22 protein-coding genes are annotated in these 24275 nt (G+C 66.8%); 6 read left to right on the forward strand and 16 right to left on the reverse strand.

The features are described from left to right. The first annotated feature begins 68 nt into the window (after positions 1-68). Entirely contained in the window at positions 69-1316 is a 1248-nt protein-coding gene (locus tag IB257_RS28245; protein WP_192493164.1) for an FAD-binding oxidoreductase, read from the forward strand. Positions 1317-1364: 48 nt separating this feature from the next. Here IB257_RS28245 and IB257_RS28250 read toward each other — a convergent pair whose 3' ends face one another. The 3 genes from IB257_RS28250 to IB257_RS28260 all read right to left on the reverse strand — a co-directional run bounded on the left by IB257_RS28250 (position 1365) and on the right by IB257_RS28260 (position 4583). Next, entirely contained in the window at positions 1365-2159 is a 795-nt protein-coding gene (locus IB257_RS28250) for an ABC transporter ATP-binding protein (RefSeq protein WP_013395026.1), read from the reverse strand. Positions 2160-2305: 146 nt separating this feature from the next. Then, positions 2306-3193, reverse strand: a complete 888-nt coding sequence (locus IB257_RS28255; RefSeq protein WP_054452922.1) for an ABC transporter permease — start codon at positions 3191-3193, stop codon at positions 2306-2308. A 418-nt stretch (positions 3194-3611) separates the two neighbouring features. After that, on the reverse strand, positions 3612-4583 hold the full coding sequence (locus IB257_RS28260; RefSeq protein ID WP_054452924.1) for an ABC transporter substrate-binding protein: 972 nt from the start codon (positions 4581-4583) through the stop codon (positions 3612-3614). Between the two features lie 272 nt (positions 4584-4855). On the opposite strand from IB257_RS28260, the gene IB257_RS28265 reads away from it, so the two are divergent. Together IB257_RS28265 and IB257_RS28270 are read left to right on the forward strand one after the other, a co-directional pair. Continuing rightward, positions 4856-5812, forward strand: a complete 957-nt coding sequence (locus tag IB257_RS28265; RefSeq protein WP_054452926.1) for an aldo/keto reductase — start codon at positions 4856-4858, stop codon at positions 5810-5812. Between the two features lie 143 nt (positions 5813-5955). Then, on the forward strand, positions 5956-6969 hold the full coding sequence (locus tag IB257_RS28270) for a CAAX protease (RefSeq protein WP_225589270.1): 1014 nt from the start codon (positions 5956-5958) through the stop codon (positions 6967-6969). Positions 6970-6991: 22 nt separating this feature from the next. On the opposite strand, the gene IB257_RS28275 is transcribed toward IB257_RS28270, so the two are convergent. The 11 genes from IB257_RS28275 to IB257_RS28325 form a co-directional block, all read right to left on the reverse strand. After that, positions 6992-7963 (reverse strand): tripartite tricarboxylate transporter substrate binding protein, encoded by a 972-nt coding sequence (locus tag IB257_RS28275; RefSeq protein ID WP_119449996.1) that lies wholly within the window; start codon positions 7961-7963, stop codon positions 6992-6994. A 192-nt stretch (positions 7964-8155) separates the two neighbouring features. Beyond that, entirely contained in the window at positions 8156-9697 is a 1542-nt protein-coding gene (locus IB257_RS28280; RefSeq protein WP_192352260.1) for a malonyl-CoA synthase, read from the reverse strand. A gap of 5 nt (positions 9698-9702) precedes the next feature. Next, on the reverse strand, positions 9703-10494 hold the full coding sequence (locus IB257_RS28285; RefSeq protein WP_119449998.1) for an enoyl-CoA hydratase/isomerase family protein: 792 nt from the start codon (positions 10492-10494) through the stop codon (positions 9703-9705). Between the two features lie 45 nt (positions 10495-10539). Then, complete coding sequence (locus tag IB257_RS28290; RefSeq protein ID WP_192493165.1) at positions 10540-11856, reverse strand: malonyl-CoA decarboxylase domain-containing protein; 1317 nt, start codon at positions 11854-11856, stop codon at positions 10540-10542. After that, a complete protein-coding gene (locus IB257_RS28295) occupies positions 11807-12559 on the reverse strand; it encodes a GntR family transcriptional regulator (RefSeq protein WP_175163182.1) in 753 nt (250 codons plus the stop codon). The genes IB257_RS28290 and IB257_RS28295 overlap by 50 nt, the downstream gene beginning before the upstream one ends. A gap of 167 nt (positions 12560-12726) precedes the next feature. Continuing rightward, on the reverse strand, positions 12727-13497 hold the full coding sequence (locus tag IB257_RS28300; RefSeq protein ID WP_059372341.1) for a hypothetical protein: 771 nt from the start codon (positions 13495-13497) through the stop codon (positions 12727-12729). 33 nt (positions 13498-13530) lie between these two features. Next, complete coding sequence (locus IB257_RS28305; RefSeq protein ID WP_192493166.1) at positions 13531-14562, reverse strand: acyl-CoA dehydrogenase family protein; 1032 nt, start codon at positions 14560-14562, stop codon at positions 13531-13533. Between the two features lie 5 nt (positions 14563-14567). Further along, complete coding sequence (locus IB257_RS28310) at positions 14568-15755, reverse strand: acyl-CoA dehydrogenase family protein (RefSeq protein ID WP_192493167.1); 1188 nt, start codon at positions 15753-15755, stop codon at positions 14568-14570. A 4-nt stretch (positions 15756-15759) separates the two neighbouring features. After that, positions 15760-16728: a tripartite tricarboxylate transporter substrate binding protein gene (locus IB257_RS28315; RefSeq protein WP_125473428.1), complete on the reverse strand. Its 969-nt coding sequence runs from the start codon at positions 16726-16728 to the stop codon at positions 15760-15762. 29 nt (positions 16729-16757) lie between these two features. Beyond that, positions 16758-18842, reverse strand: coding sequence for an acetate--CoA ligase family protein (locus IB257_RS28320; RefSeq protein ID WP_192493168.1), 2085 nt, complete (start codon positions 18840-18842; stop codon positions 16758-16760). Then, entirely contained in the window at positions 18839-19717 is an 879-nt protein-coding gene (locus IB257_RS28325; RefSeq protein WP_225589271.1) for an enoyl-CoA hydratase, read from the reverse strand. Before IB257_RS28325 ends, IB257_RS28320 begins: the two co-directional genes overlap by 4 nt. A 112-nt stretch (positions 19718-19829) precedes the next feature. On the opposite strand from IB257_RS28325, the gene IB257_RS28330 reads away from it, so the two are divergent. Then, on the forward strand, positions 19830-20600 hold the full coding sequence (locus IB257_RS28330; protein WP_054452949.1) for an IclR family transcriptional regulator: 771 nt from the start codon (positions 19830-19832) through the stop codon (positions 20598-20600). Between the two features lie 63 nt (positions 20601-20663). On the opposite strand, the gene bktB is transcribed toward IB257_RS28330, so the two are convergent. Beyond that, positions 20664-21845, reverse strand: coding sequence for a beta-ketothiolase BktB (gene bktB / locus IB257_RS28335; protein WP_054452951.1), 1182 nt, complete (start codon positions 21843-21845; stop codon positions 20664-20666). Positions 21846-22000: 155 nt separating this feature from the next. Here bktB and IB257_RS28340 point away from each other — a divergent pair, with 155 nt between their 5' ends. Both IB257_RS28340 and IB257_RS28345 read left to right on the forward strand, forming a co-directional pair. Next, positions 22001-22906 (forward strand): LysR family transcriptional regulator, encoded by a 906-nt coding sequence (locus IB257_RS28340; RefSeq protein WP_054452953.1) that lies wholly within the window; start codon positions 22001-22003, stop codon positions 22904-22906. An 81-nt stretch (positions 22907-22987) separates the two neighbouring features. Further along, a complete protein-coding gene (locus tag IB257_RS28345; RefSeq protein ID WP_054452955.1) occupies positions 22988-23428 on the forward strand; it encodes a CBS domain-containing protein in 441 nt (146 codons plus the stop codon). A 30-nt stretch (positions 23429-23458) separates the two neighbouring features. Here the strand turns inward: IB257_RS28345 and IB257_RS28350 are convergent, their stop codons facing one another. Then, a complete protein-coding gene (locus IB257_RS28350; protein WP_054452957.1) occupies positions 23459-24223 on the reverse strand; it encodes a sulfite exporter TauE/SafE family protein in 765 nt (254 codons plus the stop codon). Positions 24224-24275: the final 52 nt, after the last annotated feature.

The following is a 24275-nucleotide window of genomic DNA, read 5'->3' on the forward strand; positions in this document are numbered from 1 at the left end:
CCTGCAATACAATTCCGCGAGCTTGCCGGGCATCACGGCACCTCCTGACCGGACTCAGATAAAAAGACATGGGAAAGCACGTCGTTGTCCTAGGCGCGGGTATCGTGGGCGTCTGCTGCGCCCTGGAACTGCAGCGCCGCGGCCTGTCCGTCACGCTGGTGGACCGGCAGGAGCCGGGCCTGGAAACCTCGCTGGGCAACGCCGGCGTGATCGCGCGCAGTTCGCTGATGCCGTTCAACCACCCCGGCTTGTGGCCGCAGTTGCCGCGGCTGCTGAAGAACGACACCGTGCAGTTCCGCTACAAGCTGAGCTATCTGGCGCGGAACCTGGGCTGGGCCGCCCGCTTCCTGCTCAACGCCCGGCCGGCGGTGTTCAGGCAGACCGTGGAGGCGCTGGATGGCCTGATCCGGCTTTCGGCGCCCGAGCACCTGCGGCTGCTGAACGAATCGGGCGCGGCGCACCGGCTGCGCGATACGGGTTGGGTTTTCCTGTACCGCTCGGAACAGGGCTGGAACAGCGGCGAACTGTCGCGCAAGACCTTTGCCCAGTACCAGGTGCCGACCCAGGTCTTGCAGCCCGCGGAACTCGCGGAGATCGAACCCGCGCTTGCGCCCATCTTCCACCGCGCCCTGTGGATCCAGGGCTCCTACTCTGTCGATGACCCGCACGAAGTGGTCGCGGCCTATGCCGCCCTGTTCCGGCGCTCGGGCGGCGCGTTCCAACGCCTGACCGCCAGCGCCATCCGCCGCGAGGGCCAGGGCTGGATCGTGCAAGGCGCGCAGGGGTCCGGGTCAGTAGCGGCGGATCGATTGGTGGTGGCGCTGGGTCCCTGGTCGAAGGCCCTTTTGAAAACGGCGGGCATAGACCTGCCCATGGCGTTCGAGCGCGGCTACCACATGCATTACAGCGGCGCAGACGGCGCCAGCCTGACACGCCCGGTCTACGACACCGGCGGCGGCTACGTGCTGTCGCCCATGGCACGCGGGCTGCGCCTGACCACGGGAGTGGAACTGGACGCCTGCGAAGCGCCCGCCCGGCCGCTGCAGCTGGACCTGGCGGAGGCGCGGGCCCGCGAGGCGTTTCCGCTGGACCGGCGGCTGGACGCCGAGGCGTGGCTGGGGCGGCGTCCGACGCTGCCCGACAGCCGGCCGATGATAGGCGAAGCGCCGCGCCATCCCGGCCTGTGGCTGGCGCTGGGCCACCAGCACATCGGCTTCAGCACCGCGCCCGGCACGGCCAGGATACTGGGAGAACTGATGTGTGATGGCGGCGCTGCCTCGCGCCACGAGGCCTTCCGGCCCGGTCGGTTCATCTAGTGCGGCAGGAAGCCGCCGGCTGTGGTTCACACAACCGGCGCCTGGCGCTTACCCCAGCAACAGGGCGTCGTCCGAGATCTTCTCGCCGCGCACGCGCTCGAACATGGCCAGCAGATCCGGCACGTCCATGCCGCGGCGCTCGTCGCCCGACACATCCAGCACCACCTGCCCTTGATGCAGCATGACGGTGCGGTCGCCCACGTCCAGCGCCTGGCGCATGCTGTGGGTCACCATCATCGTGGTGAGCTGGCTTTCGGCCACGATGCGCGCGGTCAGCTGCAGCACGAAGTCCGCCGTGCGCGGGTCCAGCGCCGCGGTGTGCTCGTCCAGCAGCAGGATGCGCGAGGGCTGCAAGGCCGCCATCAACAGGCTGACCGCCTGGCGCTGACCGCCAGACAGCAGGCCGATGCGGTCGGTCAGGCGGTTTTCCAGGCCCAGGCCCAGCGTGGCCAGGCGCTCGCGAAAGCCCTCCTTCATGGAGGCCTTGACCGCGCGGCTGTAGCCGCGGCGCGCGCCGCGCATCTGCGCCAGCGCCATGTTCTCTTCGATGGTCAGGTCTTCGCAGGTGCCGGCCATGGGGTCCTGGAACACGCGGGCCACACGGCCCGCCCGCGCCCACACCGGCTGGCGCGTGACGTCGACGCCATTGATGTCGATGCGGCCGGAGTCGACCGGCAGGTCGCCCGACACTGCATTCAGGAAGGTGGACTTGCCGGCGCCATTGGAGCCGATGACGGTCACGAACTGGCCCGAGGGGATCTCCAGCGACAGGCCGCGCAAGGCGCGGGTTTCGATGGGCGTACCCGCGTTGAACGTGATCTTGAGGTCTTTTGCGGACAACATGTTTCAGTACTCCATTGTGCAATCGCAGCACACAGGCCACATCAATTCCATACAGCCCGATCGGGGCCGCCGCGGAGCCGGCTTTGCCGGTCCGCGCGCGGCGCCCCCTTGAGGGGGAAGCGCCGCAGGCGCTTCGGGGGTGGGCCTCATCCTTTCTTGCCGACCAGGCGGCGCTTGAGCATGGGAATGACCAGGGCAAACGTGACCAGCACCGCAGTGACGAGGTTCAGGTCTTGCGCCTTCAGGCCGATGAAATCGCTGTTCAGCGCCAGGGCGATGAAGAAGCGGTAGACAATGGCGCCGATGATGACGGCCAGCGTGGCCAGCACCAGCTTGCGCGACGGCAGGATGCTTTCGCCCACGATCACCGCGGCCAGGCCGATCACGATGGTGCCGATGCCCATCGAAATGTCCGAACCGCCCTGGGTCTGCGCGAACAGCGCGCCCGCCAGCGCGACCAGCGCGTTGGACAGCGCCATGCCGCCCAGAATCATGCGGCCGGTGTTTACGCCCTGGGCGCGGGCCATGCGGCCGTTGGAACCGGTGGCGCGCACCGCCAGGCCGGTCTGCGTGGCGAAGAACCAGTCCAGCGCCAGTTTGGCCAGGATCACGATCACGATCAGGATCAACGGGCGGGCGACGTAATCCGACAACCACTCAGGCTGCAGGATGGTGAATACGGTGGGTTCGGTGATCAGCGGGACATTGGGCTTGCCCATGATGCGCAGGTTGACCGAGTACAACGCGATCATCATCAGGATGCTGGCCAGCAGATCCATGATCTTGAGCTTGACGTTCAACCAGCCGGTGACCAGCCCGGCTGCGGCGCCAGCGATGGTGGCGATGACGGTAGCCATGAACGGGTCGGTGCCCGAGGCGATCAGCGTGGCACAGACCGCGCCGCCCAACGGGAAGCTGCCGTCAACGGTCAGGTCCGGGAAGCGCAACAGGCGGAACGAGATATACACGCCCAGAGCCACCAGGCTGAAGATCAGGCCGATCTCCAACGCACCTAACAACGAGAACAATGACATGGGTCAAATCCAATCAGTAAGAAGCGGGCATATTAAAAACTTGCACGAAGGCAAGAAACGAGCATATTAAAGAGTTGCCGCGTCGGATATCTTGCGTTTCGGGGTCAGTTTTACCCCAGCTTTCGCAAGAAACGTTTCCCTGCGAGGGATTTTCTCCGGTTTCCTGCCAAAGCCTTCCCGTGCCGGACGGCCGGGCCGCCAGCATGAGTCTGCAGGACCATTCAGGGAGCAAAAACGCCGGGCGGGCACAACGCCGTAAGGCGGGCCGCCGGCCATTCAAGACCAGCACATTGCGCCGGGCCGCGAGCATCTTGTGAATGCTGCCGCCCTGAAGACCATGGGGTAAGGCAAGACACCAGAACATAAAACAAGCCCCGCTCACGCCGGGTAGGCATGGCGGGGCGGGTACGGCTGATTATTACTTCACAACCACCGCGGCCGACTTGATGATCGCATCGGACAGGGTCACGCCCTGCTTGGCGGCAGCGCCCGGGTTCACGTAGAGCTCGAGCTTGGAGATGGTTTCCGAGGGAATGGCGCCGGGCTTCTCGCCCTTCAGGATGCGCACCACCACCTTGCCCGTCTGCACGCCCAGGTCGCGGTAGTTGATGCCCAGGGCGGCGATGCCGCCGCGCTTGACGCTGTCGGTGTCGGAAGCGATCAGCGGGATCTTGGCGTCGTTGCCGACCTTGACCAGCGACTCATAGGCCGACACGACGTTGTTGTCGGTGTTGGTGTAGATGACGTCGACCTTGCCGATCAGGCTGCGGGCGGCGGAAGCCACGTCCACCGAGCGCGGCGCTGCCGCTTCGACCAGGCTCATGCCAGACTTCGGCAGGATTTCCTGCAGCTTCTTCACGACCACGACCGAGTTGGCCTCGCCCGGGTTGTAGACGATGCCCACGCGCTTGGCGTTAGGGACGATTTTCTTGATCAGTTCGACCTGCTTGTCCAGGGCCAGCAGATCCGACACGCCGGTCACGTTCGTGCCCGAGGCGTCCATGCTGGCGACCAGTTGGGCAGCGACCGGATCGGTCACGGCGGAATACACCACCGGCACGTCCTTGGTAGCGGCGACGACGGCCTGTGCCGACGGCGTGGCGATCGCGACGATGGCGTCGGGCTTGTCGCCGACGAACTTGCGCGCGATCTGGGCGGCGGTGCCGTTGTTGCCCTGGGCGCTCTGGTATTGCCACTTCAGGTTCTTGCCCGGCTCGTAGCCGGCCTGCTTGAGGGCATCCTGCACCCCGTCACGCACGGCGTCCAGCGCCGGATGCTCGACGATGGCGGTGACCGCCACGGATTTCTGCTGCGCGGACACAGGCGCGGCGATAGCCATCGCCAGCGCCATGGCGCCAACCGTCAGAAAATGTTTTTTTCCGATCAGCATAGATAAGCTCCTTGAACCCTTGTTTTTGCTCATTATTACGGCGCCGCTGGCGGCTCCCCGCCGGCCGGACTAGCCATAAAGCCGTATAGTCTAACTTGCCGCCCACCCAAAGCGTTTCGGGGGAATCCCTGAAATGGTGCATGCCGCAACAGCATGCCCCGCAGCGGGGCGCAGCGGCGTCAATATACTGAAAAGCCCGGAATCGCAGCGGCCGGATCCGCAGAAACCGGACTTCTTTCGCGCCGCCAACCGCAGCATCCAGAGGCCTCACCATGATCAAACGCGCATTGGGCCGTTCCGGCCTGCAGATTCCTCCCCTCACCTTCGGCGGCAACGTCTTCGGCTGGACCGTGGACGAAGCCGGCACGTACTCGCTGCTGGACGCGCTGGTGGACGCCGGCCTGAACTTCATCGACACGGCGGACGTGTATTCGCGCTGGGTTCCAGGCAATCAGGGCGGCGAATCCGAGACCCTGATCGGCAAATGGCTGAAGCGCTCCGGCAAGCGCGACCGCGTGCTGATCGCCACCAAGGTCGGCATGGAAATGGGACCCGACGCCAAGGGCCTGGCGCCCGCCTACATCCGCCGTTCGCTGGAAGCCTCGCTGGCCCGGCTGCAGACGGACCACATCGACCTCTACCAGTCGCACCAGGACGACCCCGACACACCGCTGACCGACACCCTGGCCGAATACGCCAAGCACATCGAGTCCGGCAAGGTGCGCGCCATCGGCGCCTCCAACTACACTGCGGTGCGGCTGTCCGAAGCGCTGATCGCGAGCGAACGGCACAGCCTGCCGCGCTACGAGAGCATCCAACCGGAATACAACCTGTACCGCCGCGAACCCTTCGAGTCCGGGTTGCAAAGCCTGGTGAAGACGCAGCAGATGGGCACGATCAACTATTACGCCCTGGCCAGCGGATTCCTCAGCGGCAAGTACCGCAGCCCCGCGGACGCGGGCAAGAGCCCGCGCGGACGCAAGATCGTCGACACCTATCTCAACGACCGCGGCTACCGGATCCTGAAAGCGCTGGACGAAGTGTCCGAGGACGCCAACTGCACGCCCGCCCAGGCCGCGCTGGCCTGGCAGATCGCGCAACCCGGCATCACCTCGCCCATCGTCAGCGCGACCTCGCTCGAGCAACTGGACGAACTGGTCAAGGCGGCCAGCCTGGCGCTGACGCATGATCAGTTGGCCAAGCTGAGCCAGGCGAGTGAATGGCGGTGAGGGAGGGGTGAAAATACCGGACGAGCCGCAACGGCACGTCCGCGCCCCGAATAGGACAAACTTTACAGGGCTGAAAAAGAAATCCCCGGCTCAAGGCCGGGGTGACATCAGGTCTTACATGATGGGTCGTAGGCTTGCGCCAATTGGAAGCCATCACCAACCTTAGAGAGATCTTATTCCGCGAGGCTGTCCAGAGTCAATCTTGGACACCTGCGGATCTTTCCAGGGTGAGTGACATGCCAACAACACTGCAATATCGGCCGATTCTGATAGACACGCTCATTAGCAACGAGCGCATGAGCAGTTATCAGACCGTCTTCAGCCCAGCCAATGATGTGGAACTGATGGGCGCCTATTTATGGAACACCCATGCCAGCGGCGCCTTGTACCCGTTGATCAGCGCGGTTGAAATCACCTTGCGCAATGCCATCGACCGGGCGCTGACCGCGGACCTGGGGTCGTTCTGGTGGTCGGGTCCGCGGCTACTGTATCGCTCGTATGCGCCCGGCGCCGCGCCACCTTACGCCGTGCAGGCGGTGCATGACAATTTTGTCAAGGCAACGCGCAAGTACATCAGCGAGGTCCGCAGTCGTCACCGGCTACGCGGTCACATCATTCCTAACCATGCAGGCGTGATTTCCAAGACTGAATTCTCATCCTGGAAGTTCCTGCTCAATGCCGATTTCATGGGACGGGGCCTGATCTGGCCCAAGCATCTATCCACCGTGTTTCGCGGACCTTGGCCCACGCGCCAGGCGAGCGCCGTACTGGCCCACGGCAGAGACCTGGTTGCGACGCTGAGGGAGTTCCGCAATCGTCTTTTTCATCACGAACCTGCCTGGAAGCGGTACGGCGTCCAGACGGAAGCCGAGGCCCTGCAACACTTGCACGAGAAGATCGACAAAGCGGAAAGCCTCTTGGCGTTGATCCACCCGGAGAATCTGCGGTTGCAGCAGATCCATGGCCTGCTGCGCGATGCGCGCCGGGCCTGCACCTCGGTTGAAATCCGCCGTTTCCAACATCGGCTTCAGTCTCGCAAGATCCATTCCCCGCGCAAGCTGGCCAGGCTGGTGGATCAATCACGACGGGAGCACAGAGCTCTGGCGGCGAAGATCCACCAGGGGTGCAGGCGGCGCTTCCTTGTCCTGCCGGAGTGACGGACAAGAAAGCGCCGGCTCATCAATCCAGCTTCACCCCCGAGTCCTTCACCACCTTGGCCCAACGCCCAACCTCGCTATCGACGAACTTGCCGAACTCGGCGCCGGTCAGGGTGGGCACGGCCGAGCCGTTGCCGGCCCAGGTTTCCTTGATCTTCGGCGCATTCAGGGCCTTGGTGATCTCGGCGCTCATCCGGTCCACCGCTTCCTTGGGCGTGCCAGCGGGCGCCCAGATCGCGTACCAGGTCGACACCACGTAGTTCGGCACGCCGGCCTCGGCGGCGGTGGGCACGTCGGGCAGCGATTGCGAGCGTTCGGTGGCAGCCACGGCCAGGGGCTTGATCGTGCCGGAGCGTATATGGCCGGCGGACGAACCCAGGCCGTCGAACGCCAGGTCCACCTGTCCGCCGATCAGGGCCGACAGCATGGGCCCGGCGCCCTGGTAGGGCACGTCCACCAGTTTGATGCCGGTCTGCATGGCGAACAGCTCGCCGGCCAGGTGATGCGTGCTGCCCTTGCCGGCAGTGCCGAAGTTGATTTCTCCGGGACGCTTCTTGGCGTAGTCGATCAATTCCTGCACCGTCTTCACCGGCAGCTTGGACGGATTGATGACGATGACCTGCGGCGGCTGGGCGACCAGCGCGACCGGCACGAAGTCCTTCTGGATGTCGTAGTTCAGGTTCTTGTACAACGAGGGGGCCAGCGCATGGTGCGCGCCGCCCATGAAGAAGGTGTAGCCGTCAGGCCTGGCCTTGGCCGCGACGCCCGCGCCCACGGTTCCGCCCGCCCCGCCCTTGTTGTCGATGACCACGGGCTGGCCCAGCTGCGTGGTCAGTTGCTGGGCCAGCGGACGGGCAAAGGTGTCCGTGCCGCCGCCTGCGGGGAACGGGACGATCAGCGTGATCGGGCGTTCGGGCCATTGTGCGGCGGCGACGCCGCCAAAGCCCAGGGCGGCCACGGCGAATACGGCCGCGGCGGTGGTGCGATATTTCATATTGTCTCCTCTTGCTGCAGCATGGGGACGGCGCGGTTATGTGCGTCTCGTCTCTTGAAGTTTTTGTATGGAATGGGCTGCTGGGACTTGCGGTTTTTTTGGGGGCGAGCGCTCCTGAAAGATGGCCTGCGCATCACACGCCGGGCCTGAAGAAAACCCGCTCCCCAGATCGGGGAGCGGTCGGCGCGTACGTCAGAGCGCCTTGTAGGTTTCGCGCAGCACGTTCTTCTGCACCTTGCCCATGGTGTTGCGCGGCAGTTCGCCGATGATGTGCACGCGCTTGGGCACCTTGAAATTGGCGATGCGCGATTTCAGCTCGGCCTGCATCGCGTCCGCGTCCAGCGCCGCGCCGTCCTTGGGCACCACAACGGCCACCACGGCCTCGCCGAAGTCTGCGTGCGGCACGCCGATGACCGCCGATTCGGCCACGCCGGGCATGTCGTCGATCAGCGTTTCGATCTCCTTGGGGTACACGTTGAAGCCGCCGGAAATGATCAGGTCCTTGCTGCGGCCCACGATGGACAGGTAGTCGGCGGGCACGTCGCGTCCCGCGGACTCGCCGCCCCAGCGGCCCACGTCGCCCGTCTTGAACCAGCCGTCGGCGGTGAATTCCTCGGCGGTCTTTTCCGGCATGCGCCAGTAGCCCGAGAACACGTTCGGCCCGCGCACCTGCACGTTGCCGATCTCGCCCGGCGCCAGCGCGATGCCGGCATCGTCGACCACGCGCACCTGCACTTGCGGCAGAGCGCGGCCCACGGTACCCGCCAGACGTTCGCCCAGCTTGGCGTCATAGGGATTGGAGGTAAGCATGACCGTCTCGCTCATGCCATAGCGTTCCAGGATGGCGTGGCCGCTGCGTTTCTGGAAGTCCGAGAATGTCTCGGCCAGCAAGGGCGCCGAGCCCGAAATGAAGAGGCGCATGTTGGCGCAGACGCTGCGGTCAAAGCGCGGGTCGGCCAGCAGACGCACGTAGTACGTTGGCACGCCCATCATCACGGTGCTCTGCGGCAGGTAGTGCAAGGCCTGGTCGACGTCGAGCTTGGGCAGCCAGATCATCCTGGCCCCTGCCAGCAAGGCGCCATGCGAGGCCACGAACAGGCCGTGCACATGGAAGATCGGCAGCATGTGCAGCAGCACGTCGTCCGGGCGCCAACCCCAATAGTCGTGCAGCACGCGGGCGTTGGCGGCGAGGTTGCCGTGCGACAGCATCGCGCCCTTGCTGCGCCCGGTGGTGCCGGACGTGTACAGGATGGCGGCCAGATCGTCGGGCTTGCGCGCGACGGTCTTGAAAGTCTGCGGCAGGCCGCCCGCGGCATCCAGCAGCGTGCCGCTGCGGTCTTCATTCAGCGTGTACACGTGCGCGGTGCCCGCCTTGTCTGCCGCGCGCTGCACCCAGTCCAGGTTCTTGCTGGCGCAGACCACCACGGCCGGCTCGGCATTACCCAGGAAGTACTCGATTTCCGATTCGCGGTAGGCGGTATTCAGCGGAAGGTAGACCAGGCCGGCACGCAAGGTGGCCAGGTACAGCAGCAGCGCTTCGGGCGACTTTTCGACCTGCACCGCCACGCGCGAACCGGCCGGCAGATCCAGCGAGGTCAGCAGATTGGCCAGGCACGCGGTGGCGCGATCGATGTCGTCCCAGGTGTATTGCAAGTCGGGCGTTTCCAGCGCGACTTTGCTGCGGTCTTTGGGAAAGCCGCCTTGCAGGACAGCATATAGATTAGCGTTGCTCACCTTGTCTAGTCTCCGGAAAAGGAAGGGTCCACGCCGGCCAGGAAGGCGCGCACGCCCTCCTTGTGGTCCCGGCTGTCGGCGTACGAGAAATAATCCTGGTATTCGTCTTCGGTCAAGGCGCCGCCGGCGGCGAGCCTGCGCGACAGGCGCTTGTTGATGCGGGCGGCCAGCGGCGCGCCAGCCGCGATGCGCTCGGCGCTGCGTTTGGCCGCGTCGACCACCTGGTCGTCGGGAACGACGCGCGTCAGCAGGCCCAGCTCGCGGGCCTCGGCCGCGCCGAACACGCGGCCTTCGAGCAGGATGGCCAGGGTGGCGGCGCGTCCGACCAAGGCCAGCAGGCCGCTCATTTCGTCCGGCGCCATGGGAAATCCCAGGCGGTTGATCGGCACGCCGAAACGCGCGGATTCGCCCGCGATCCGCAGATCGCACTGGCTGGCGATCTCAAGCCCCCCGCCCACGCATACGCCTTCGATCTGCGCGACGACCGGATGCGGACACAGGGCGACCGCCTGCAAGGCAGGCGCCAGCACCTGGCGGTGGTAGCGCTGCACGCCGGCCATGTCGCCGCGCTGCGCGGGGAACTCGCGAATGTCGGCGCCGGCGGCGAAGTTGCCGCCCTCGCCGCGCACGATCACGCAGCGCACGGTATCGTCCTGCGCAATGCGCGTGAATACGTCCCGCAGTTCATGCCACATGCCCACGGTGATCGCGTTCAGGCGCCCCGGGTGCGATAGCGTCACCCGCGCCAGATCGCCCTCGCGTTCCAGCAGCACGCGGCCGGCCACGTTGTCCGTCATGTCTCCTGCCCTCTTTCTTATGTAGTTGCGCCGCGGGCGCGACGCCTATGCCACCCGCCCCACGCCGCGGCTGACCTGGGGCTTGCCCTCGCCCAGCCGGGCCAGGTTGTCATCCAGCTCGTCGAGGTCGTAGAGGTAGTTCACCATCAAGCCGCAGGACTGCTTGAGTCCCTTGGGCGAGGTATCCGCGGCCCAATTGAGCCGTTCGATGCGCGCGCCATTGCCCAGGTGGAAACGCGCCACCGCGTCCACCGGCATGCCGTTCTTCATGGACTGCAGATAATTGGCTGTCAGGCGGAAACCCGCGCGCTTGACCACGTCGGCGGCCTTGCCCTGGGCCGCCTTGGCCAGGCGCGCAACCCAGCGCCGCCCGTCGGGCACGCCCTCGCGCTTGCGCGCCTTGGCGCGCACCTTGTCCTCGCGCACGATGGCCTCCACCGCCTCGGCGTCCAGCTTGCCCAGCCAGTCGGCGAAGCCCGGGATGGGCGACAGCGTGGCGAAGGACTTCAGCTTGGGCAGTTCATGCAGCAGCTGCTCCACCACGCGCTTGAGCAGGAAGTTGCCGAAGCTGATGCCCTTCAGGCCGGGTTGCGTGTTGGAGATGGAATAGAAGATGGCCCAGCGCGCCTTGTCCAGGTCCTGCGGCGGCAGGGTGCTGTCCAAAAGCACCTGCACGTTGTCGGCCATCTGGCTGGCGAAGGCGACTTCCACGAAGATGAGCGGCACGCCCGGCATCTGCGGATGGAAATAGGCGTAGCAGCGACGGTCCGGCGAAACGCGGCGGCGCAGGTCGTCCCAGGAGGTGATCTCGTGCACGGCTTCGTAAAGGATCAACTTTTCCAGTAGCGACGCAGGCGAATCCCAGGTCAGCGGCCGCAGTTCCAGCAGGCCCACGTCGAACCAGGCGGACAGCAGACCCTCGAGGTCCTTGTCCAGCATCTGAATGCCCGCCACCTGCTTGCGCCAGCGCAGCATGTCCGCGCGCAGCTCCACCAGGAAGCGCAGGCCCTGGGGCTGCGCATTGAAGCGCTTGAAGAGGCGCACGCCCTCGCCGCCTTCGCCAGCGTAGCTGCCGCGCGCCTGCGCCAGCGCGGTCAGCATCAGCCGGCGGTCCTTGCCGTCCGCGGCGCTGTACTGCTCGCACCAGCGGCGGGCCAGCTTGTTGGCGGCCACGTCGGTCAGGCGCGCTTCGAACAAACGCCGGACTTCGGATTCACTGGGCAGCCGGCCGCGTTCCCACAGCTTGCCCAGGCGGGACATCAGGCCCGCGCTTTCGGCGGCGGCCGCTTCATCGATGGCATCGGCCTCGGGCTCAGGCGTGCGTGCGCCGCGCGCGGGCGCGAGATTGGCGGGTGCGGACATGGGCGGGCTCCTCGATGACGATGGGATCGGACGGCGCCGCATCGGCGGCGTCCGCATGGCTCAATGCGCGCAGCGCTTCCAGCTGGCGCATCAGGTGGTTGTGCGCGAGCGCCTGCGCGGCCTCGCTGTCGTGCGCCTTGAGCGCTTCGAATATGGCCAGGTGCTCGGCGCAGGACTGCTGGATGCGGCCGGGCTGGGACAGGCTGCGGTGGCGCGACAGGCTCAGCACCTTGCGCAGATTGCCCACCATGTCCGACAGCCATTGGTTGCCGGCCAGGGCCTGCACCGCTTCGTGGATCAGGTAGTTGGTCTTGTAGTAGGCATCGATGCGGCCAGCCTGGGCATGGCCCGCCAGCGCCGCGTGCAGGGGTTCAAGCTCGGCCAATTGGGCATCGCTGGCCTTGCGCGCGGCCTCGAAGGCGCAGCGCCCTTCCAGCATGGCCATCAGCGGGAAGATGTCTTCCAGGTCTTGCGCCGAGAGTTCATTGACGAAGCAGCCGCGGCGCGGCTCCAGCCGCACCAGCCCCTCGGTGGCCAGCACCTTGAGCGCCTCGCGCAAGGGGGTGCGGGAGATGCCCAGCTCGCCCGCCAGGCGCAGTTCGTCTATCCATTCGCCGTTGCGCAGGGAGCGCGCGTGGATCATGCCGCGCAGGCGATCCGCGACTTCCAGGTAGAGGGCTTGCCGGACGATGGGAAGAGTCATGGGTCAGCGGCCTGGACTGCACCGTAATTCATAATTATGAATAAGACCATGATAGTGCTGGATGTGGGAAAAAGAAAACCCCTTGCTCCTCGGTAGCTACCCTAGGAATAAAAAGGGCCTCCGGCATCCGGAGGCCCGTCGATTCATCCCGAAAAATGGGGACAAAATCAGAAGTGCAGCACCCCATCGACCGCGTGGCGGGTCAGGGAGCGGGCCCAGCGGCGCGCCGGCAGGCCGTATTTGGCCTCCACCACCTCGGCCCTGGCCAACAGCTCGGCGGGGGTGACTTCCAGGCGCGGGCCGGAGAACGCCAGCACGATCTGGTTGCCCGCCTCGACCTCGGGCAGCAGCACGATGCGATCGTCGAAGGCCTTGGACAGGTTGTCGATGTTCTTGCCGAAGCTCTCGTGGCGGCCGAACAGGTTCACCGCCAGCACGCCGACCTCGCCCAGCACGCGGCGGCAGTCGCGGTAGAACTTGACGCTGTCGCGCACCGGTCCCTCGGCCATGGCGTCGTACAAGTCCACCATCAGCACCGGGCAACGCCCCGCGTTGAGCGGATCGGCCACCCAGGCGCCGGCGTCGGCGTGTTCGACTTCGAGGCGGTTCGCGCCGGGCAGGCGGAAGAACATATGGCAAGCCGCCGTCACCCGCGGATTCCATTCCACCGCCAGCAAGGGGCTGCGCGTGTGCTTCACGCAGTAGCGCGCCAGCGAGCCGGCGCCCAGGCCCAGCATGCCGATGGCTTCGTCCTTGGGCGGCTCCAGGAACAGCAGCCAGGCCATCATCTGGGCGGTGTACTCGAGCACCAGCTCCGACGGGTTCTTGATGCGCATGGCGCCCTGGACCCAGACGGTGTTGAAGTGCAGATAGCGGACGCCGTCCACCTCGGACAGGGTCGGCTGGTCCAGCTCGGAAGGAAAGTTCGATTTATGCATGGCGGCGATTGTAGGTCGGACGCCGCCTCTGCGTCAGGCGGCCAGCCGGCCGTCCCCGCTCTCCCAGATGCGTTCCAGCAGTTCCGCGCGGGACGTTTCGGCTTGCAGGCCGGCCGCCAGCCGCAGCACCCGCTTCAGGTAAAGGTGCGCATCGCACTCCCAGGTGACGCCCAACGCGCCGTGGACCTGGATGGCGTTCTGCGCCGCGCGCCGGCCCGCCTCCACCGCAAGCAATGGCGCGAACAGGCTGTCGCGTTCCGCCGAAGCCGCGCCCGCGTCATGCGCCGCAACCGCTGCCACGCCCGCCAGCCTGGCGTCGTCCAGGGCCATCCAGTCTTCCGCCAGCCGGTGCTTGATCGCCTGGTTGGCGCCGATGGCGCGGTCGAACTGCCGGCGTTCGCGTGCATGGGCCGCCGCCATGTCCAGCGCGGCCGAGGCAGCGCCCAGCAGCTCCGCCGAACGCAACAGGCGCAGGCGCGTCCGCAGGCGCTCCCAGGTTCCCGCCTCGACCTCCAGATCGACGCTGTCCAGCACTTGCGGGCGGGTCACGCGCGCCACCGGCATGGTGGGATCGAGCCGCGCCTCGCCGGATACGGGCGCCAGCGCCTCCAGGCGCAGGGCGGTGGCGCTCAAGCGCCGCACGGCCAGTGCACGCACGCCCTCGCCCGCGCCTTCGATGAAGACCGATCCGTCGGGACGCACGGCAGCGTCAGCAAAGTAGGTGTCGCCCGCCATCACGGCGGCAGCCCATCCCGCGGCCGGCCCCGCCGCGCACAGGGTCGGCAGTATCGCCATGTTGGCCGCCAGCGGCAGGCTCAACAGGTGCCGGCCGGCGGCTTCAGCCACGATCCAGGCTTCGCGCATGCCCAGCCCCAGCCCGTCCTGCGCGGCCGGCGCCAACAGCGCCGGCCAGCCCTGGGCGGCGATCTCGCGCCATTGCGCCAGGCGCGCTTCATAGGGTTTGCCGGCCGCGGCGCGGGCCGCAGCGGGCGGATGGCGGTCGGCCAGAAAGCGCCGGGCCGCGTCGTCCAGCATGCGCTGGTCTTCGGTCGGATGCAGATCCATGAGGTTCAAGCCTTGGGCAGGCCGAGCATCTGCTCGGCGATGATATTGCGCTGGATTTCGGAGGTGCCGGCCAATATGGTTTCGGCGCGCGACCACAGATAGGCATGCGTCAGTTCGGCGGCATGCGCGTCGCTCGCGTCGTCCGCCAGGCAGGCATCCTCGCCCAGCAGTTGCAGCGACAGTTCCAGCAGCCGCTGATGCGCTTCGCTCCAATGGATCTTGGTGGAAGACCCCTCGGGCCCCGGCGGATCGCCGCGCATCGCGCCGGCCAGCGCCCGCTGCGACTTCAACGCCAGCACATGGCTGTCGGCCGCGAGCCGCGCCCACTGATGGCGCACCGCGGCCGAGGACGCCGGAACGTGGCCGTAGGCGTCGGCGCGCAACGCCAGTTCGCGCACCTGGCGCAGTTCCTGCGCGAAGCGCACCAGCCGCGGGATGAAGTAGGTGCCGCGCTCGAAGCTGGCCGCGGCCATGGCGATCTTCCAGCCCTGGTTCGGCGCGCCCAGCAGGCAGTCTTCGGGCACGAACACATCCTCGAAGAACACCTCGCAGAATTCGGCCTCGCCCGTAATCTGCCGGATGGGTTCGACCCGCACGCCGGGGCTGCGCATGTCGACCAGCAGGAAGCTCAGCCCCTTGTGCTTGGGCGCCTGCGCATCGGTGCGCGCAAGCACGAAGCACCATTGCGCGCGGTCGGCGAACGAGGTCCAGATCTTGTGGCCGTTCAAGCGATAGCCGCCCGCCGCTGCCTCCGCCCGCGTGCGCACCGACGCCAGGTCGGAGCCGGCGCCAGGCTCCGAATAGCCCTGGCACCAGACCTCGCGGTTCGACAGGATTCCGGGCAAAAAGCGGCGCTTCTGCGCCTCGGTGCCGAAATGCAGCAGCGTCGGCGCCAGGATGCCGTGTCCGATCAGGTTCACGCCCAGCGGCGCGCCGCAGCGCGCGTGCTCTTCATGGAACACCGCCTGCCGCGACAGCGGCAGGGCGCGGCCCCCATGCTCCTTGGGCCAGCCCAAACCGGACCAGCCGTTGGCGCACAGGGTGTCTTCCCATGCCCGCCGGAAATCAAGGTTGCGCGGCTCGGCCCCGCCCGGCCAATCCTTGACGAAACCGGCGTAGGCCGATGCCAGCCAGCCGCGCAAGTCCAGGCGGAACGTCTCGTCTTCCCGCGCGGCGCTTTCCAACTGCGTCATGCCATTACTCCAGGCGGATGTTCGAATCGCGCGCGACCTTGGCCCACGTGGTCACGTCCTGGCGGATGAAAGCGGCGAAAGTCTTGGGATCGCTGCCGATGATGTCCAGCCCCAGGCCGGTGAACTGCGCCTTGACGTCAGGCTGTTGCAGGATCTGCGCCAGGTTGCTGTAGATCTTGTCCACCACCGGCTGCGGCGTGCGCGCCGGCGCCACCAGGCCCAGCCAGGGCATGGCGGAATAGCCCGGCAGGCCCGAGGCCGCAACGGTCGGCAGATCCGGCACCGAGGCCGAGGGCTGGGCGGTAGTCACCGCCAACACGCGCAGCTTGCCGTCCTTCACGAAGGGGCCGGACGAGGCCCAGGCGTCGAACATGACCTGCAGGCGGCCCGCCACCAGATCGTTGAGCGCTGGCGCGCTGCCCTTGTACGGGATGTGCGTCATCTGCACGCCCGCCATGCTGTTGAAGAGTTCAGCTTCCAGATGGGTCGAGCTGCCGGTGCCGACCGAACCGTAGCTGACCTTGCCCGGATTCGCCTTCAGGTAGGCGATCAGCTCGCCCACGTTCTTGGCCGGCACCGAGGGATGCACTTCCAGCACGTGCACCACCGAGGCCACCTGGCTGATGGGCGCGAAGTCCTTGATCGGGTCGTAGTTCACCTTGGCGTAGATGCTGGGCGCGATGCCCAGCGACGAAGCCGCCATCAGCAAGGTATAGCCGTCGGGTTCGGCGCGCGACACGTAGTCGGACGCGATCATGGTGCCGCCGCCCGGCTTGTTTTCCACGATTACCGGCTGGCCCAGCTTGCCGCTGAGCTTTTCCGCCAGCAGGCGGCTCATGATGTCGGTCGCGCCTCCTGGCGAGAACGGCACCACGATGCGTATCGGACGGTTGGGATAGCTGTCCTGGGCCATGGCCGGACCCGTGACGCCGATGCAAGCCAGCGCGACGCCGGCCAATAGTTTCTTCATCATGCTTGTCTCCTCCTGGGATGGATTGCGCGCTAGGCGCTACGGGTTGCGGGCAGGATCAGCGCGTCCAGTACCGCAACGCCCTGTCCAGCCTCTTTGATCAGCAATGGATTGACTTCGATTTCCGCCACATGCGCGGGCGCGGCAAGCAAGGCATTGCCCACGGCCACGATGCTGCGGCACGCGGCCGCCACGTCGGCCTGGGGCTTGCCGCGATAACCGTCAAGCAGCGCGTAGGCCTTGAGCTCCTGCAGCATTTGCAGCGCAATGTCCTCGTCCACCGGCAGCAGGCGATGGCTGGTGTCCTGGTACAGCTCGGTCAGTACCCCGCCCAGCCCCACGGTCAGCACCGGACCGAAGACGGGATCGCGCGTGGCGCCGACGATGATCTCGGCCACGCCGCGCTCCATCTTCTGCACCATCACGCCGTCGATCCGCGCCCCTGGCTGCGCCGCGGCCGCCGCCCGCGTCACCTCGCCGTACGCGCGGCGCACGGCGTCGTCGTCGGCCAGGTTCAGCGCCACGCCGCCCACCTCGGTCTTGTGGGCGATGTCGGCGCTCAGTATCTTCAGGGCAACCGGATATCCGGCCTCCCGCGCCTGCGCGACGGCTTCATCCGCGTTCGCGGCCACCTTGGTCCGCGCTTGCGGCAGGCCGAAAGCAGCCACGTACCCGCGCGCATCCGCTTCATTGCAGGGCACAGCCGGCACCGCTGGCGCGTCCAGTTGCGGCGCCGCCGCGATGCGCTTGGCGCCGCGCGCCTCGCACCACAGCAGGTAAGGCGCCAGGGCCGCGACCGCGAGACCCAAGTCCTCGAACACGGCCACCTCGGCGTCGCGCAAGGCCGCGCGGCTCTGGGCCAGGCCGGTATCAATGGCAACGAACAGGCGCTTGTGCCGGCGCGACACGTCCGTCAGCGCGTCGGCCATGCGGTCCAGCATGTAGCCGGGCGCATACACGACGACCGCGTCGATCGCATCGGTGGTGGCCAGCGCTTCCAGCACGGTATGCACAAAGGCTGGATCGTTGACCACGTTGCCGGTCACGTCCACCGGATTGCCGACCATGCCGTAGTCGGGAATCCCGCCGCGCAGTACCGCCTGCAGGTCCGGCGGCAGATCGGGCAACTCCAGTCCTGCGCCGATGAACTTGTCCGCCAGGATGGCGCCCAGCGCGCCCGACATGGTCAGCACCGCGACGCGCTTGCCCGCCGAGCGGTGACGCAGCGTGGCCAGGCTGGCCAGATGCGCCATCTGCGCGAAATCGGTGGCCTCGATCACATTCAATTGGCGGAAGGCCGCCCCGTACACGCGCCGGTCCCCGGCCAGCGCCGAGGTATGCGACTGCACCGCCTGCGCGCCCTTGTCCGTGGTGCCGGCCTTCAGCGCGATCAGCAACTTGCCCTGGCGCTCCAGTTCGCGGCAGGCGCGCTTGAAGCGCTCGCCATCGCGCAACTGTTCTATGTAGCCCAGGACGATTTCCGTCTGCGGGTCGGCCGCCAGGTACTCCAGGTATTGCGAGAAATCCAGGCAGGCTTCGTTGCCGGTGTTGATGAAATGCGAGAACGGCAGGTCCAGCCGGCGCGCGATCGCGTACACCGCCGCGCACACGTTGCCGCTTTGCGTCAGCAGGCTGACCTTGCCCGGCCCCGTCTGCGCCGGCGCGGTCTTGAAGACCGAGGCGAACGCCGTGTAGGCCTGCGTGTTCAGGTTGGCGAAGCCCATGCAATTCGGGCCCGCCACGGCCATGCCGCTTTCGGCCACGAAGGCCTCCAGCTCGTCCTGCAGGCGCGCGCCCTCGCCGCCCGCTTCGGCAAAGCCCGCGGCGTAGACGATGGCGGCGCGCACGCCCTTTGCGTGGCAGCGGCGCAGCATGGGCGTGACGTCCGCGGCCGCGATGGCCAGCACCGCCAGGTCCACCGCCTCGGGCACGGACTCGATGTCCGGCCAGCAGCGGCGGCCGAAGACTTCCTGGTACTTCGGATTCACGGGATAGATGCCGCCCGCATAGCCGAAGCGCGTCAGCAGATCCAGCGGCATGCCGCCGATGCGCCCTGCGTCGGCGCTGGCGCCGATCATCGCGATGGAGCGCGGGTTGAGCAAGGGGTCCAGAGTCATGCTGCCTCACCCGTTTTGCCGCCGGGCCGCCCCAAGGCAAAAGGCGCCCCCTCGGGGGGCAGCGCGCTTGCGTCGCGTGGGGCCATTTGCTTGTTGCGCTGGATGGCTTGCGCCAGGCCGCGTGCACGGACGGCCTGGAACTCCTCGCTCAGATGCGACAGCTGGTGCGTATCGAAATGCGCCGACAGAGCGGTGCGGAAACCCTGTGCGTCCGCGGTGCGGTTCAGCGAACGCTTGATGAGGCGCAGGCCGAAAGGCGGCGCCTGCGCGATGCGCTGCGCCAGCGCCAGGGTCGCGGCGTCCAGCTCGGCCTCGGGCACCACGCGGTTCACCATGCCGATGCGCAGCGCTTCCTGCGCGTCCACCTTTTCGCCGGTGTAGAGCATTTCCTTGGCCTTGCGCAGCCCCATGACCCAGGGATGGATCAGCACCTCGGTGGCGGCGGCCGCCAGCGTGTGGCCGACGGGATCCGAAAAATAGGCGGTGTCGGAGCACACCACCAGATCGCACATATTGGCGATCATGAAACCGCCCGCCACGCAGGCGCCCTGCACCTGCGCCACCGTCGGTTTGGGAAAGTCCCAGATGCGCATGCAATAGCCGTAGTAGCGGCGCGACTCGTAATCCCAGCGCTCCTCCACCGTGAAGTCGGCGCGTTTGGCCTGGGCTTCCTTCAGGTCATGGCCCGCGGAAAAATGCGCGCCGCGCCCGGCCAACACCACGACCCGTACCGAGTCGTCCTGTTCTGCGCGCGTCAACGCGTCATCCAGTTCGTCCAGCATCTGCTGGCTTTGGGCATTGCGCGCGGATTCGCGCGCCAGGCTGATGCGGCATACCGAGTCGTGCCGCTCGACGGCCAGGGTGGCGTATTCCATGGTCTCCTCGTCCTTGTTCCGCCGCGCCTTGAGAGGCGGCGCGGTCGACTGGATTGAATTAACGCACCTGGAATCCTAAAATACAAAATATTCAATCAATATTTCCCACATTATGAACAACAGTGGATCCACAGGCGGTACCCAGAGCATGCGGCGCGCCCTGGGCCTGCTGCGCGTACTGGCGCAGCACCAGGAAGACGGCATAGACCTGCAAGGCGTCATGGCCGAGGCCGGACTGGAACGCTCCACCGCGCACCGGCTGCTCAGTTGCCTGCTGGAAGAGCAATTCGCCGAGCGCGACGCCACGACCCGGCGCTACCGCCTGGGCGTGGATTCCATGCAACTGGGATTCGCGGCGCTGCGGCGCACGCCGCTCCTGGACGCGCTGCGTCCGTTTGCGCAGAAGCTCGCGCGCCTGTCGGGCGACACGGTGTTCCTGGTGATACGCCAGGGCGACTACGCCCTATGCCTGCTGCGCGAGGCTGGCTCGTTCCCCGTCAAGGTATTCACCATCGACCAGGGGGAGCGGCGTCTTCTGGGCGTGGGCGCGGGCGGCCTGGCGCTGATGGCCACCCTGCCCGACGAGGAAATCGCTGCGCTGTACGCGCGGCACTCCGCCACTTACGCGCAGATCGGCGCATCCAGCGCTGCCCTGATGAAATCGGTCAGGCAGGCGCGCGCAGCGGGCTATTCGGAAATCGTGGACACCATCACGCCCGGCGTATCGGGCGTGGGCGTGGCGTTCCGGGTGTCGGAACTGACCTGGGTGGCATTCAGCTTCGGCGCGATCAGCAGCCGGCTGGACGCGCCGCGGCGGGCGCAGATGGGCGCGCTGCTGCGCGCCGAGTGCCAGGCGTGGGCCAAGGATTACCTGGAAAAATAAAGCCCCCTCGCGCAGCGAGGGGGCAGTCTTGCGGCCGGGCGCCCAGAGGCGCCCCTAGGCGCTTCAGATCCGCTCGAAGATGGCGGCAATGCCCTGGCCGCCGCCGATGCACATGGTCACCAGCGCGTAGCGCCCGCCCACGCGCTGCAGTTCGTGCAGCGCCTTGACGGTGATGATCGCGCCGGTGGCCCCGATGGGGTGGCCCAGGCCGATGCCGCTGCCGTTGGGGTTCACCTTGGCCGGATCCAGCTTCAGTTCGCGCGACACCGCGCAGGCTTGCGCCGCGAACGCTTCGTTGGCTTCGATCACGTCCAGCTGATCCACCGTCAGGCCGGCGCGCTTGAGCGCGGCCTGCGTGGCCGGCACAGGACCGATGCCCATGATGTTGGGGTCCACGCCCGCGTGGGCATAGGCCACCAGGCGCGCCAGCGGCTTGACGCCCCGCTTGGCTGCGACCGAGGCGTTCATCAGCACCACGGCGCCCGCGCCGTCGTTCAGGCCCGAGGCGTTGCCCGCCGTCACCGTGCCGTTTTCCTTCTGGAACACCGGCTTCAGGCCCGCAAGGTTTTCGGCCGTGACGTCGCGGCGCACATGCTCATCGGTGTCGAACACCACTTCGCCCTTGCGCGACTTCATGACCACCGGCACGATCTGGTCGCGGAAGTAGCCCGCGTCGATGGCGGCCGCGGCGCGGCGATGCGATTCCGCGGCCACGGCGTCCTGGTCCTGGCGGCTGATGCCGAACTTGGCCGCCACGTTCTCGGCGGTCACGCCCATGTGCATGCGGCCGAACGGATCCGACAGCGCGCCGGTCATCATGTCCAGCATCACGCTATCGCCCATGCGCGCGCCCCAGCGCTGCGCCGGCGCGATGTACGGCGCGCGGCTCATGCTTTCGGCGCCCGCGCCGATGGCGATTTCGGCATCGCCCAGCATGATGGTCTGCGCAGCCGACACGATGGCCTGCAAGCCCGAACCGCAAAGGCGGTTGACGTTGAAGGCGGGGGTTTCCTTGGCGATGCCGGCGTTCATGGCCGCCACGCGCGACAGGTACATGTCGCGGGGTTCGGTGTTGATGACGTGGCCCACGGCGACGTGCCCGACCTCATCGCCCTTGACGGCGGCGCGTTCCAGCGCGGCCTTGATGACGGTTGCGCCCAGGTCGCACGGCGGCACGTCTTTCAGCGCGCCCCCGAAATCGCCGATGGCGGTGCGGACGGCGGACGCGACGATGACTTCATTCATGGTGTTTCCTCCTTGTAATGCGTTCCATCATACCGCCGCCATCTTGCGCCCGGGGCTTGCGCGGCGTGACTTCCTGATACCGAAGGGATAGCACCAATACCCTCATCGATACGAACTTCATATCATCCATGCCCAATGCCATCTGGAGCGCCCGCATGGATTTCCGTCATCTGCAGCAGTTCCTGGTCCTGGCCGAAACGCTGAATTTCCACCGCGCTGCCGAAAAACTGCACATGTCGCAGCCGCCCCTGTCCGTCTCGATACGCAAGCTCGAAGAGATGGTGGGAGTGCCGCTGTTCCTGCGCGGACGCCAGGGCGTGAAACTCACCGAAGCCGGCCTGGCCGCGCTGGACGAGGCGCGCCGCGCCCTGTTCCATGCCGAACAGTTCCGGCAGGCGGCGCGCGCCGGCGCCGCGGGCGAAGGCGGCACCGTGCGCATCGGTTTCGTGGGCTCGGCCACGCACGGCGTGCTGCCACGCATCCTGCCGCAGTTCCGGCAACGCTATCCCGGCGTCACCGTGGTGCTGCGCGAAGCCACCTCCATACGCATCATGCAGGAACTCGAGGAAGACACCCTGGAGATCGGCATCGTGCGCGTGCCGGTGGCGATGGGATCGAACGTGCGGCTCGCGCCGCTGACGACCGAGAACTTCGCGCTGGCCGTGCCCAAGACGCATCCGCTGGCGCGGCGCGGCCGCATCCGCCTGGCGGACCTGGCCGACGAGGCCTTCATCATGTACACCGCCACCGAGGCTGCCGGCCTGCGCATGGCCGCCATCAACGCCTGCCAGCTACGCGGCTTCACGCCCCGCATCACGCAGGAGGCGGTGCAGGTGCAGACGCTGCTCAGCCTGGTGGAAAGCGGCCTGGGCGTGGCCCTGGTACCAGCCGGCGGCCGGCGCCTGCCCGGCACCAACGTCGTCTACAAGACGCTGGCCGATTTTCCCGCGGATGCAACGATCGGCATTTCGCTGGCATGGAACCCCGCGACCGAACGCAGCGCCACGCGCAACCTGCGCGAAATGGCCAGTCAGGCGTTCCGGGACAAGAACGCGAAATAAGCGCGCCGCTTGCGGCAACACGGCCGCCAGGCTTAGGATGGAGCATGGGTTTTATCCTCACCAGCGATCCGGGAGCGCATCGTGAAGACAGTTGCTGAGATACTCAGGGAAAAAGCCAATCATTCCGTCGTGACGGTTTCACCCGACGCGTCGGTTTTCGAAGCCGTCAGAATCATGGCGGAACGCAGCATCGGCGCCGTGGTGGTGGTCCAGGGCGACGCGGTGCTGGGCATGCTGACCGAGCGCGACTACGCCCGCAAGATCGTGCTGCAGGACCGCTCCTCGCGTACCACGAAGGTGCGCGACATCATGACCGATTCCGTCTACTACGTCAGCCGCGCGGACACGCGCGAACACTGTATGGCGATGATGACGGAACGCCACTTCCGTCATCTGCCTGTCATCGAGGACGGCAAGCTGGTCGGCCTGCTTTCCATCGGCGACCTGGTCAAGGACGTCATGAGCGAACAGAAGTTCATCATCCACGAACTCGAACGCTACATCACCGGCGAACGCGGCTGACGCCGCGCGGTCCATGCGACGGACTCGCGGCTAGCCCGCCGCGAGCGCCTTGAATGCCGGCACGATCAAACCCATGCCGGCCGCCAGCAACAGCACGAACACCATGCGCTTGACGGTCTTCATCGAGCCCGCCGTGCTGTAGCGGCGAGCCACCCAGGTGACGCCGATCACAACCGGCAACGCCAGCAGACTCAACCAGAACGACGAGGCCATGAAGGCCCCCTGCCCGGTCACGAGCGCCAGGCGCACGACCGCGTTAAGCGAAAACAGAATCAGCAGGCTGTTGCGGATGGCGGCCAGCGGCAGGGGCTGGCGGTACAGGTGATAGACCATGGGCGGACCCGCGCTGGAAAACAATCCGCCCAGCACGCCGGAAATCGCGCCGAAGAACACGAACGAACCGCGCGAGGACACATGCGCCAGCGGCTGCGCACGCGCGATCAACAGCACCGCGCAGCCCAGGATGGTGCAGCCCAAAAGCAGTTGCAGCAGCACGCCCATGGAGCCGCTGATCCAGGCCAGCGCCGCCACGCCCGCCCCCACGCCGACCAGGCTGCTGGCCATCGCGGGCCGCATCAACGACCAGTTCACCTGCGGCTTGGCGCGTGCCAGCGTCACGGCGGCATTCACCAGCGACAGCACGCTGACCACGTTGGCCACTTCGGACACGGAAGCCAGCTGGAACACGCCCGACAGGCCCAACAACACCAGCCCGAAGGCGAAGCCCGTCATGGTCTGCGCATAGGTGGCGAGCGCCACGCAGGCGAGGAACAGCAAATATTGGGAAATGCTCATGCTAATGGGAGAGCCTGACCTGCCTCGGCTCTGCCCGGAGCGGCGCGTTGCG

The organism is Achromobacter sp. ACM03 (assembly GCF_014851665.1).
Lineage (GTDB): Bacteria > Pseudomonadota > Gammaproteobacteria > Burkholderiales > Burkholderiaceae_B > Achromobacter > Achromobacter aegrifaciens.

Bases quoted from the DNA above. Each gene is read 5' to 3' on its own strand.
- IB257_RS28245 (WP_192493164.1), top strand. From the start codon at position 69: ATGGGAAAGCACGTCGTTGTCCTAGGCGCGGGTATCGTGGGCGTCTGC.
- IB257_RS28250 (WP_013395026.1), bottom strand. From the start codon at position 2,159: ATGTTGTCCGCAAAAGACCTCAAGATCACGTTCAACGCGGGTACGCCC.
- IB257_RS28255 (WP_054452922.1), bottom strand. From the start codon at position 3,193: ATGTCATTGTTCTCGTTGTTAGGTGCGTTGGAGATCGGCCTGATCTTC.
- IB257_RS28260 (WP_054452924.1), bottom strand. From the start codon at position 4,583: ATGCTGATCGGAAAAAAACATTTTCTGACGGTTGGCGCCATGGCGCTG.
- IB257_RS28265 (WP_054452926.1), top strand. From the start codon at position 4,856: ATGATCAAACGCGCATTGGGCCGTTCCGGCCTGCAGATTCCTCCCCTC.
- IB257_RS28275 (WP_119449996.1), bottom strand. From the start codon at position 7,963: ATGAAATATCGCACCACCGCCGCGGCCGTATTCGCCGTGGCCGCCCTG.
- IB257_RS28285 (WP_119449998.1), bottom strand. From the start codon at position 10,494: ATGACGGACAACGTGGCCGGCCGCGTGCTGCTGGAACGCGAGGGCGAT.
- IB257_RS28290 (WP_192493165.1), bottom strand. From the start codon at position 11,856: ATGTCCGCACCCGCCAATCTCGCGCCCGCGCGCGGCGCACGCACGCCT.
- IB257_RS28295 (WP_175163182.1), bottom strand. From the start codon at position 12,559: ATGACTCTTCCCATCGTCCGGCAAGCCCTCTACCTGGAAGTCGCGGAT.
- IB257_RS28300 (WP_059372341.1), bottom strand. From the start codon at position 13,497: ATGCATAAATCGAACTTTCCTTCCGAGCTGGACCAGCCGACCCTGTCC.
- IB257_RS28305 (WP_192493166.1), bottom strand. From the start codon at position 14,562: ATGGATCTGCATCCGACCGAAGACCAGCGCATGCTGGACGACGCGGCC.
- IB257_RS28310 (WP_192493167.1), bottom strand. From the start codon at position 15,755: ATGACGCAGTTGGAAAGCGCCGCGCGGGAAGACGAGACGTTCCGCCTG.
- IB257_RS28315 (WP_125473428.1), bottom strand. From the start codon at position 16,728: ATGATGAAGAAACTATTGGCCGGCGTCGCGCTGGCTTGCATCGGCGTC.
- IB257_RS28320 (WP_192493168.1), bottom strand. From the start codon at position 18,842: ATGACTCTGGACCCCTTGCTCAACCCGCGCTCCATCGCGATGATCGGC.
- IB257_RS28325 (WP_225589271.1), bottom strand. From the start codon at position 19,717: ATGGAATACGCCACCCTGGCCGTCGAGCGGCACGACTCGGTATGCCGC.
- IB257_RS28330 (WP_054452949.1), top strand. From the start codon at position 19,830: ATGAACAACAGTGGATCCACAGGCGGTACCCAGAGCATGCGGCGCGCC.
- bktB (WP_054452951.1), bottom strand. From the start codon at position 21,845: ATGAATGAAGTCATCGTCGCGTCCGCCGTCCGCACCGCCATCGGCGAT.
- IB257_RS28340 (WP_054452953.1), top strand. From the start codon at position 22,001: ATGGATTTCCGTCATCTGCAGCAGTTCCTGGTCCTGGCCGAAACGCTG.
- IB257_RS28350 (WP_054452957.1), bottom strand. From the start codon at position 24,223: ATGAGCATTTCCCAATATTTGCTGTTCCTCGCCTGCGTGGCGCTCGCC.